Source organism: Mesorhizobium sp. M0678, assembly GCF_040320505.1.
Taxonomy (GTDB): domain Bacteria; phylum Pseudomonadota; class Alphaproteobacteria; order Rhizobiales; family Rhizobiaceae; genus Mesorhizobium.
Genome location: NZ_JAMYPT010000052.1, coordinates 1 through 9592, shown reverse-complemented (window position 1 = coordinate 9592; position 9592 = coordinate 1). Strand labels below are relative to the sequence as shown.

At 64.3% G+C, this 9592-nt stretch carries 10 protein-coding genes; 1 reads left to right on the top strand and 9 read right to left on the bottom strand.

Annotation, left to right across the window (positions count from 1 at the left end; translation table 11 throughout):
- Positions 1 to 427 precede the first annotated feature (427 nt).
- On the top strand, positions 428 to 835 hold the full coding sequence (locus NKI29_RS32845) for a carboxymuconolactone decarboxylase family protein (protein ID WP_352571735.1): 408 nt from the start codon (positions 428 to 430) through the stop codon (positions 833 to 835).
- 213 nt (positions 836 to 1048) lie between these two features.
- Here the strand turns inward: NKI29_RS32845 and NKI29_RS32840 are convergent, their stop codons facing one another.
- From NKI29_RS32840 to NKI29_RS32800, 9 genes are all read right to left on the bottom strand, one after another.
- Positions 1049 to 1936: an amidohydrolase family protein gene (locus NKI29_RS32840; RefSeq protein ID WP_352798620.1), complete on the bottom strand. Its 888-nt coding sequence runs from the start codon at positions 1934 to 1936 to the stop codon at positions 1049 to 1051.
- Entirely contained in the window at positions 1936 to 3072 is a 1137-nt protein-coding gene (locus tag NKI29_RS32835; protein WP_352798618.1) for a vWA domain-containing protein, read from the bottom strand. The genes NKI29_RS32840 and NKI29_RS32835 overlap by 1 nt, the downstream gene beginning before the upstream one ends.
- Positions 3073 to 3307: 235 nt before the next feature.
- Entirely contained in the window at positions 3308 to 4189 is an 882-nt protein-coding gene (locus NKI29_RS32830; protein WP_352798616.1) for an AAA family ATPase, read from the bottom strand.
- A gap of 9 nt (positions 4190 to 4198) precedes the next feature.
- Positions 4199 to 5203, bottom strand: coding sequence for a xanthine dehydrogenase family protein molybdopterin-binding subunit (locus NKI29_RS32825; RefSeq protein ID WP_352648631.1), 1005 nt, complete (start codon positions 5201 to 5203; stop codon positions 4199 to 4201).
- 1 nt (position 5204) lies between these two features.
- On the bottom strand, positions 5205 to 6572 hold the full coding sequence (locus tag NKI29_RS32820; protein WP_352798615.1) for a xanthine dehydrogenase family protein molybdopterin-binding subunit: 1368 nt from the start codon (positions 6570 to 6572) through the stop codon (positions 5205 to 5207).
- A 14-nt stretch (positions 6573 to 6586) separates the two neighbouring features.
- Positions 6587 to 7069 (bottom strand): (2Fe-2S)-binding protein, encoded by a 483-nt coding sequence (locus tag NKI29_RS32815; RefSeq protein WP_352648635.1) that lies wholly within the window; start codon positions 7067 to 7069, stop codon positions 6587 to 6589.
- A gap of 49 nt (positions 7070 to 7118) precedes the next feature.
- Positions 7119 to 7913, bottom strand: coding sequence for an FAD binding domain-containing protein (locus NKI29_RS32810; RefSeq protein ID WP_352798614.1), 795 nt, complete (start codon positions 7911 to 7913; stop codon positions 7119 to 7121).
- 33 nt (positions 7914 to 7946) lie between these two features.
- A complete protein-coding gene (locus tag NKI29_RS32805; RefSeq protein ID WP_352648639.1) occupies positions 7947 to 8390 on the bottom strand; it encodes an SRPBCC family protein in 444 nt (147 codons plus the stop codon).
- A 108-nt stretch (positions 8391 to 8498) separates the two neighbouring features.
- Positions 8499 to 9326, bottom strand: coding sequence for an AraC family transcriptional regulator (locus NKI29_RS32800; RefSeq protein ID WP_352648640.1), 828 nt, complete (start codon positions 9324 to 9326; stop codon positions 8499 to 8501).
- Between the last annotated feature and the right edge of the window lie 266 nt (positions 9327 to 9592).

Below are 9592 nucleotides of genomic sequence, written 5' to 3'. Positions count from 1 at the left end.
CACTCTGCAATGCCTGGCGAAAGCCGTCCTCATCCGACAACAGCAACGCTTTCAACTCGCCTCTGCTCAGTCTAACGTCTCGATTGGTCATGGCACTTCCCCTCCCACGGGAATCGGTGATCGCAATGTCACCACCGTGCCATGGCCGCTCGCCCCTCAGAGCAGGCGCCGTTCTCTCTCCAAAACTTTTTGCAGAACCTTCAGCACACTATCACGCTTCGGCTAAGGTCACGGCATGGATCCCAGGGTCTCCGCGACGGAGCTTCGCTCCTGCTTCGCCCAGGGATGACGAAGGTGAGGGGCCTCGGCCAGCCTTACGGTCTTGCCTCAGCGCGTCAATTGCTGATTCATCCAAGGCGGTTAGCCGCCTTTTCTCCCGACCTGATTCAACGACCTCGCATAACGATCCAAACGAAAGGACCAAGCCATGGCCACGACGAAACTTCTGACCGATGCCGAGGTCCAGGCGATTCCCGCCGTGAAGGCTGTGTTCGACGACATCCGCGCGACGCGCAAATCCGATTTCGTCAACAATTTCTGGCGTGGGCTGGCCAATGATCCGGTCTCGCTGAAGCGGGTCTGGGAGCAGCTCAAGGCGGTGATGGTCGCTGACAGCGCCATCGATCCGCTGACCAAGGAGATGATCTACATCGCCGTCTCGACCGCCAATGGCTGCTCCTATTGCGTCCACTCGCACACCGCCGCAGCGCGGGCCAAAGGCATGACCGACGCGCAGCATGGCGAGTTGGTCTCGATCATCGGGCTGGCCGGGCAAACCAACCAGATGGTGACAGCGCTGCAGATCCCGGTCGATCCGGAATTCGAGGTGAAGTGAGGTGAGGCGCGGCGCCTTCCCTTCTCCCCTTGTGGGAGAAGGTGGCCGAGCGAAGCTCGGTCGGATGAGGGGTGCTGGACGGATCGCGGCCTTGGAGACGTAAGTGCTTCAAATCGCTTGGATTTTCTCCGCCGAGTTTCTTCCAGCACCCCTCATCCGTCTCGGCGCTACGCGCCGATCCACCTTCTCCCACAACGGGAGAAGGGATGCGCGCTACACCGGCCGATATACCTTCTCCGCCGTGTTCCAGAAGATATCGGCCTCTGCCGCCGTGCCGTGCTTGCCCACCGCTTCCCGGTGCGCCCTGATCAACTCGGCATGGCTGGTCCACAGCTTCTCGATCGGGAAGTTCGAGCCGAACATCAGATGATTGCTGCCGAGGATGTCGATGGCATTGTCGACGATATAGGCGATCAGCGCCGGGTCGTTGCGGTGGACGAAGGTGCCGAGGCCGGACAGCTTTGCATAGAGGTTGGGCGCCGCTGACAGCGTGCGCAGGCCGGACTTCCACGCCTCGGTGGTCTCCGGCTCCATGTCGGTCAGCATGCCGGCGTGGGTGAGAATGAAATTGGTCTCGGGGTTCTCGCCGACGAGCGTCAGCCCATCCTTCATCTGGGCGGGGAAAAGCTGCAGGTCGAAGGACAGGCCGTAATCCTTCAGCCGCGCGACATTGGCCCGCACCTTCGGGTCGATGACCTGATCGGCCGAGGCGGCGAAGCGGAAGGCCGGCGTTCCGTGCCAGTGCAGCTGCATGCGCACGCCGCGCAGCAGTGGATATTTTTTCAGCCGGTCGATCTGGGGCCTGATATCGTCCACGGTCATATCGGCATAGCCCACGATGGCGTGCGGCCAGCCGGTTTCTTCCGCGGTCTTCTGCAGGAACGCCACCTCGTTCTCGAAATCCTCCTTCGCCCAGTTGGTCTGTACGTAGACCGCCTTCTCGACGCCCGAACCTTGCTGGTCGGCGAGGAATTCCTCGATCGGATAATCGCGGCGGATCGGCTCGTAGGGGCCAAAGATGCGCGGCACCATCGGCCCGCGCAGCCAGGGCTGGTCCTCTCGGCGCCAGATGTGGAAATGCGCGTCGATCGCCTTCTTCATCACGAAACCCTTTTCCAGATTGCCGCGGCGGCCGGAGCTGGGCGGGCGAGCGACAGGATGAACTCGGTGAGACCGGCGATCGAGGAGCCGTCGACCAGATCGTCGAGCACCGGCAGGATGGCGCGAAGTGCTGCCGTTGCCGGCCGGAAGCGCGGGTCGCCGGCCAATGGCGTCGCCAGCGAAAGCCGAAAGGCGCGGGCGCTCAGCCGGCGCATCGCCGTCTCCAGCTCGGCATGATCGCCGCGCTCCAGCGCATCGGACAGGATGACGATTGCCGCCCCGCGTGCAAAGGCGGAGAAGCGCGGCACCGATAGAAACGCGAGCAGCGTCGGTCCCATACGGGTGCCGCCGTCCCAGTCGTCGACCTGGGCAGCGGCGCGGGCCAGCGCCTGATTGCGGTCGCGAATGCGCAGCGCCGAGGTGATGCGGGTCAGCCGTGTGCCGAAAGTGAAGACCTCCGCCCGATCGGCGCCTTGCACGGCCGCATGCGCCAGCTTGAGATAGTCCGACGTATAGAGCTTCATCGAGCCGGACACGTCGATCAGCATGAGAAGCTTGCGCGGCACTGTCTGCCGCCGGCGCAGCAGCGGCGAGGGGATATCGCCGTCGGCACTGACGATTTCGCGCAGCGAGCGGCGCAGGTCGAGCTTGCCGCGGGCATTCGTGCGCACGGTGCGGAAGGAGCGGCGGGCGGGCAACGCGGTGGCGAGCTTGCGACGGAAGGCGGCAAGCCCGCCGCTATCGCGATGAAACTCGCGGACGCTCAACTGTTCGCTCGCCGAAGACAGTTCGCCGCCTTCCTGCTGGCGGACCACCTCGATTTCTTCTTCGCTCGTTCCGCCATCGTCCTTGATCCGGGTTTCCTCGTCGGCCTCGCCTTCGACCACGGCAGCAGTGCTGCCATAGAAATGGCTCTGGAAATGCGCCTCGAATTCGTCGCGGCGGTCGGGCGGCGGCGCCAGCGTGGCGAGGGCGGCCTCGCGGATATCGGCCATCGAGCGCGGCCCGAGCAGGGTTACGGCCTGCATGAAGTCTAATACCTGCTCCGGCGCGACAGCAAAGCCATAGCGGCGGAGCAGCCGGCCGAAGCCGAGCATTGGGGTTGCGGCGCGCGGCAAGCTTTCTCCCCGCATCATTCCTTCGCGCCCCCCTCTGTCCTACCGGACATCTCCCCCTCAAGGGGGGAGATTGGCAGCTTTGACGCTCCGCTGATTTCTGCAATGTTGGAGTTTAGCGAAAGCCGGGATGACATCTGATCTCCCCCCTTGAGGGGGAGATGCCAAGTGGTGGCAAAGAGGGCAGGACAGAGGGGGGTGCTGTCCCGCCAACGTTGCGGAATGGACGGGAGGAGGGGATTGCCGACTTCCCGGCTCACGCCAGCGCCTCCTCGACAATCTTGCCGAGTTCGGGCGCGATGCAGGAAAGGTCCTCCTCGTCCTTGATCAGCACGCCGATGGCGCGGCGGAAGGCTTCCGGCCACGGGCTGCCGCCTTCTTCGAGGATGGTCGCGGCGTTGGCCCATTCGACCGCCTCGGCGATGCCTGGTGGCTTGGCCAACGGACGGGCGCGAATGTCGCGCACGGCGGCAGCCACGGCGCGGGCCGTGGCCTCGGCGACATCGCCGGCGCGCAGCATGATGATCTCGGCTTCGCGCCCGGCGTCGGGATAGGTGATCCAGTGATAAACGCAGCGTCGCCGCAGCGCTTCGGCCAGTTCACGGGTGCGGTTCGAGGTCAGGATGACGATCGGCTGCGCCGTCGCGCGGATGGTGCCGCGCTCGGGAATGCTGATCTGGAAATCGGAGAGGAACTCCAGCAGCAGCGCTTCGAATTCATGGTCGGAACGGTCGATCTCGTCGACCAGCAGCACGCGCTTTTCCGGCGCCTTCAGCACCTGCAGCAGCGGCCGCGCGATGAGGAAGCGGTCGTGGTAGATGTCGATCTCGTGCTCGCCGGCATGGCGGATGGCGAGCAGCTGGCGCTGGTAGTTCCATTCGTAGAGCGCGTGTGCTGCGTCGATGCCCTCATAGCATTGCAGTCGCACCAGCTCACGCCCGAGCACTTCGGCAATCGCCTTCGCCGCTTCCGTCTTGCCGACGCCCGGTGCGCCTTCGAGCAGCAGCGGCTTGCCCAGCCTTATCGCCAGGAAGATGGCGGTGGCCAGGCTTTCGTCGGCCAGATAGCGCGAGGCGGCGAGGCGCGACGCCACCGCCTCCGGCGATGTCGCGACAGTCTCGGCACTTCTCTTGGGCATTTCCAACACTCAGTTCGATGCTTGCGCCTTCAGCGCCCGCAGGATGCGCTCCGGCGTGATCGGCAGCGTATCGATGCGCACACCGATCGCGTCGAATACGGCGTTGGCCACCGCCGGGATTTGCGGGTTGGCGCACATCTCGCCCGGCCCCTTGGCGCCGTACGGCCCGTCGGCCGAGGGCCGTTCCAGCACGATGACCTCGGTTTGCGCGACATCGCCAGGACCCGGCATCAGATACTGATTGAAATCGGTGCCGCCATGGTCGCGGTTGGGATAATAGGGTTCGGTCGTCTCGTAGAGCGCATGGCTGATGCCCATCCATGAGCCGCCGACGAGCTGCTGCTCGACCATTTTCGGGTTCAGCGCACGGCCGATCTCAAACACGTTCTTCACCGTCAGCACGGTGACCTCGCCGGTCTCGTCGTCGACTTCGACCTCGGCCACCGTGCAGGCATGCGCATAGCAGGTCGACGGCTTCATCGCGCCGGTTTCCTTTTCCGGATAGGAGCGCGGGATCAAAAACATGCCGCGGCCGGAAATCGAACGGCCGCGCTTGAAATGCGCCGACAGCGCGACATCGAAGATCGAGATCGATTTCTGCGGCGCGCCCTTGACCAGGATGTTGCCCTGGCCGTCGGTCTCGAGGTCCGACGCATTCACCTCCAGCTCCTCGGCCGCTACTTCCAGCATCACCTGGCGGGCTTCCCTGGCCGCCTGGATGACGGCATTGCCGGCGCGGTGCGTGCCGCGCGAGGCGAAGGTGCCCATGCAATGCGGGCCGGTGTCGGTGTCGGCGGTGTCTACGACGACACGGTCGGTCGGCACGCCGATCGTCTCGGCGCAGATCTGCGCCATGATCTGCTTCATGCCCTGGCCGAGGTCGACGCTCGACAGCGTGACCATGAAATTGCCGGTCGGCGTCGAATGCACCAGCGCCTGCGTCGGGTCGCCGCCGAGATTCATGCCGGTCGGATAATTGATCGCGGCGACTCCGCGTCCGCGCCTGATCGCCATCTCAAACTCCCTTCGCGTAAGACGACATCGCCATGAATTTTTCTGCCACGGGCCAGTTGGCGGCGCGCGAGGCTTCCTGCATGCACTCGATCAGCGCAGCCCCCTCGGTCGGCTGCCGATGTGCTTTCATGTCGCCATCGCGATAGGCGTTGATGAAACGGAATTCGAGCGGGTCCATGCCGATCAGCCGGGCGAGCTTGTCCATCTGTACCTCCAGCGCGAAATCGCCGATGGTGACGCCGAAGCCGCGCATCGCCGAGGACGGGGTGCGGTTGGTGTAGACGCAGTAGGTGTCGATCCAGACGTTCGGGATCGTATAGGGGCCGGGATAATGGCCGGCGCCCTTCTGCGCGCCGTGGGGCGAATGGCGCGAATAGGCGCCGGCATCGGTGTAGCCCGTGACTTTACGCGCGACGATGCGGCCGTCGTTCATGACGCCGTCCTTGATGACGACTTTCTCGGCGGCGCGCGGCGAGGAAATCTGCATCTCTTCCTCGCGGCTGTAGATAAAACAGACCGGTCGTCCTGTTATTTTGGCGCCAAGGATGGCGATCGGCTCGACGATGACGTCGACCTTGCCGCCAAAGCCGCCGCCGACAGTGCCGCCGACGAAATGCAGCTTGTTGCCGGGCACCTGCAGGATGATCGAGGCGTTATCGAGGGTGAAGAACATCGCCTGTGTGTTGGTGTAGCAGGTGAAGCGGTCGTTGCCCTCGGGCGCGACGATGCAGCCGGTCGTTTCGGTCGGCGCATGCTCGATCGGTGAAGACTGGTAGGTCTGTTCGAGCACGTGGTCGGCTCCTGTAAAGCCTGCCTCGACATCGCCGAAGCGCACCTTGCGGCATTCGCCGCTATCGTAGAGATAGTAGTTCCGGCCATGGTACTCATTGACGATCGGCGCGCCGGGCTTCAGCGCTTCCTCCATGTCGAAGACGGCCGGCAGCACTTCGTAGTCGACCTTGACCTTGGCGGCGGCTTCCTGGGCGGCGCGCTCGGTCTCGGCCAGCACCGCCACCACGGCCTCGCCCTTCCAGCGCACCTTGCCGTCGGCCAGCACCGTCTCGTCCTCCGGCCCGATCTGGATCAGGATCAGGATGGTGTAGACATTGTGCGGCACGTCCTTGGCGGTCAGCACCTTGACGACGCCGGGGTGCTTTTCCGCCTCTGACGTATCGATGCTGCGGATGCGGGCGTGATGATGCGGGCTGCGCACCATCTTCAGGTGCAGCATGCCGGGAAAATTGCGGTCGGCGAAATAGGCGGTCTTGCCGGTGACATGGCCGGGCGAATCCGAACGCGGCCGCGGCTGGCCGATCTCGTGCAGATCGTCCTTGCGCTGGTCGGCGAAATAGCTCTTGCGGAGTTCCATCTTTTTGACTCCCCTCAAGCCGCGTTCTGCGAATTGGAGCGCGCAGCGCTCAGCACCGCCTGGATGATCGGTTCGTAGCCGGTGCAGCGGCAGATATTGCCGGACAGTGCCTCGACCACATCCTCGCGGCTGGGGTTCGGGGTTTGGTCGAGCAGCACCTTGGCGGCCATGATCATGCCCGGCGTGCAGAAACCGCATTGGGTCGCGAAGGCGTCGAGGAAAGCGCGTTGCAGCGGATGCAGCACGCCGCCTTCCGCCAGCCCCGTGGTCGTGGCGATAGTCGCGCCATTGCAGGTCTCGGCCAGCGTCAGGCAGGACAGCCTGAGCTCGCCGTCGATGATGACCGAGCAGGCGCCGCAAGTGCCCTGGTGGCAGCCGCCTTTTGGCGAGGTGTCGCCGATCTTGTCGCGCAGCGCATGAAGCAGCGTTGTGCCGCTGTCGATGAATTCGGCCTTTTCCGCACCATTGAGCGTGAACTGAACCGGGACCTTTGCCATCTTTTTACTCCTTGCGCCGCAGCCAGGCGGACATACGCGCCACGGTCTTTCAGGCGAGCAGCAGCCGGCCGAGATGGACCGGCAGGACTTCGTTGCGATACCAGGCACTGGCGATCGGATCGGTTCGCTGCGAAGTGCCGTCGCGGGCAACAGCCAGTGCCGGTGCGATGCCCTCGCTCGTGAGTTCCCGGCCAATCAGGGCCTTCTCCGCCGCCCTGGCACGGATCGGCCGGTCGGCCATGCAGCCGAACGCGATCCGCGCTGACGACACGGTGCCGTCCGGTGCGTGCTCCAGCACGGTCGCGATGCTCAGCACCGAAATGCCCTTTGGCTTGACCCTCGACACTTTCAGGAAGCGAAAGCCGCCTTCCTTCGGAATCGTGAAGCCGACCGCAGTGACGATGGCGTGGTTGCTTTCGCGCTTTGCGAGGAATGTCTCAATCGGCAGCTCGCCGTCATCGGCGCTGACAGTTGCATCCAAAGCCAGCAGCGCAACGGTGAAATCGCCGTAAGGCGTTGGCGCGAAGAGATTGCCGCCGACGCTCGCCATGTTGCGGATCGCCGGGCCGCCGACGGCGCGCGCGGCGTGGGCAAGAGTGGCCAGATCCGGGTGACGGGCGATCGCCGCCATGGTCACCGAGGCGCCGATGCGGACCGTGCCGCCGGAGACGCTGATGGCCGACAACGCCGGGTCGGTCGACCTGACGAAACCGGAGATCGACACGTCGCCTTCATTGACGGCGCGCACGACCAGCGTGCCGCCACCGAGATAGCGGGCGCCGGCGGCTTTCAGCGCCGCGCTGGCGTCCTTCACCGTCGCGAAAGTCTGCAATGCAAGCGTCATGGAACGCTCCCTTTTTCGGGCTTAGTCCGTCATTCAACTCTGGCCGGCAAAGTGGTTCTTCAGGGCGTTGAACCCGCCCTGGAAAACATTGGCGCCCATGCCTTCGGCCAATTTATCGGCTTCCTCAGGAGCGGCGTCGAAGCTGGCGGTCCATTCGGCATAGGTGCGGTCGCCGTCGGTCACCCGCCGCAACTGCAGCGTCGCCTTGTGGTTGGTGAGCGGCTGCGGCGTCTCCAGGATGGCGTAGCTGACGAGGAAGTTCTCGTCGGAGAAGTCGAGCAGCTTTTCGCGCAGGCGCGCGCCGCTGGCGAGCTGGAAATTGCGCACGCAGCCGATCGTGCCGGCATCCTTGCCGTCTTCGATATGGCTTTCGACCATGCGCGGGTGCCAGCTCGGCAGGCCGTTGAAGTCGCGTATGCGCGCCCAGACCTTTTCGACCGGCGCGTCGATGACGCTGGAGATGGTGACTTTCGCCATATGATCGTTCCCTTGCAAATCAGCTGCCTGGGAGGGTAGGGCGGCAGGCTCGGCAGCGCTTATCAATGCGTCTTGAACGCCTATCAAATAGTCTGAAAAAACGGGCGCTCAGCTGATCGCCCGCGCCGCTTCGCGGTAAAGCGTCGGCGGGACGCCGACATGGTCGCGGAAGAAGCGCGAGAAATTGCCTTGCGTGGTGAAGCCGAGATTGCAGGCGACCGAGATCAGCGGCTCCTGCGACCACTGTAACTGCCGCACCGCTTCCTCCATGCGCAGCGTGTTCCAATAGACGTTGGGCGTCAGATTGGTCTGTTCCTTGAACAGGGCGAAGAAATGCGGCCGCGACAGGCCGACGCTGCGCGCCACGTCGTCGAAGCAGATACGCTCGCAGACATTGGCTTTCATCAGCTGGATCGCCTTGCGGACGCGGAAGTCCTGCATGGTGTTGACGCGGGCGCGCACGGTCTGCGGTGCGGACGCGTCGGCGGCGTCGAGCACGCTGTCGATGAAGCGCTCGATCTCGTAATTGGCGATGTCGTCGATGCTCTCATTGTCGCTGAGATGATCGAGGAGGTTGGCCGCTGCCTTGTGCAGCCAAGGCTCGAGCGTGATTGCCGGGGCGGAGAACAGCGGCGCGGCGGCAGGCAGCTCGCGGCGCCTTCGAGCCCAGTCCGGATCGATGTAAAAGGCGAGGAACAGGCCGGGCGTGCCGTCGCGGGACAGAGCGTGGCTGTGCGGCTGGAAGGAATTGATGCCGGCGGCGGTGCCCGGTCCAAGCCGTACCGTCTCGCGGCCGATGGTCATCTCGCCGGCCGTGCCTTCCAGCCAGATGATGATATGCGCCTCGACATGGGCATGGGTGACGAAGTCGCTGGCGACGTTCAGGACAGAAACATGTCCGAACCGGCCCCAGTAGAGCCTGATCGCTTCCGTCATGGGTAATCCTCCCGCAGGCGACTGGCCTCCCTTCGCCTGCTGCGAGCGATTGTGCGGCGCAGTTTGGGCTTGCGTCAAGACGGATGTGCACGTCCGGGCGCCGGCCATGCGCCGCACCGCGGATTTTCAGACCCGGCGATAGGAGCGCGTCCCCTTCTCCCCCTGTGAGACCTTTGCACGGGGAAGCGAAATCCTGGTTGGTGAGTTAATGGGGCTTTTTTGAAAGCCGGGAAAGCAGTTTTCGACGGCTTGGCATGGCATCGAAC

Coding starts and splice junctions, on each gene's coding strand:
- NKI29_RS32820 (WP_352798615.1), bottom strand. CDS start 6,572: ATGGAACTCCGCAAGAGCTATTTCGCCGACCAGCGCAAGGACGATCTG.
- NKI29_RS32800 (WP_352648640.1), bottom strand. CDS start 9,326: ATGACGGAAGCGATCAGGCTCTACTGGGGCCGGTTCGGACATGTTTCT.
- NKI29_RS32835 (WP_352798618.1), bottom strand. CDS start 3,072: ATGATGCGGGGAGAAAGCTTGCCGCGCGCCGCAACCCCAATGCTCGGC.
- NKI29_RS32845 (WP_352571735.1), top strand. CDS start 428: ATGGCCACGACGAAACTTCTGACCGATGCCGAGGTCCAGGCGATTCCC.
- NKI29_RS32825 (WP_352648631.1), bottom strand. CDS start 5,203: ATGGCGATCAGGCGCGGACGCGGAGTCGCCGCGATCAATTATCCGACC.
- NKI29_RS32805 (WP_352648639.1), bottom strand. CDS start 8,390: ATGGCGAAAGTCACCATCTCCAGCGTCATCGACGCGCCGGTCGAAAAG.
- NKI29_RS32815 (WP_352648635.1), bottom strand. CDS start 7,069: ATGGCAAAGGTCCCGGTTCAGTTCACGCTCAATGGTGCGGAAAAGGCC.
- NKI29_RS32810 (WP_352798614.1), bottom strand. CDS start 7,913: ATGACGCTTGCATTGCAGACTTTCGCGACGGTGAAGGACGCCAGCGCG.
- NKI29_RS32840 (WP_352798620.1), bottom strand. CDS start 1,936: ATGAAGAAGGCGATCGACGCGCATTTCCACATCTGGCGCCGAGAGGAC.
- NKI29_RS32830 (WP_352798616.1), bottom strand. CDS start 4,189: ATGCCCAAGAGAAGTGCCGAGACTGTCGCGACATCGCCGGAGGCGGTG.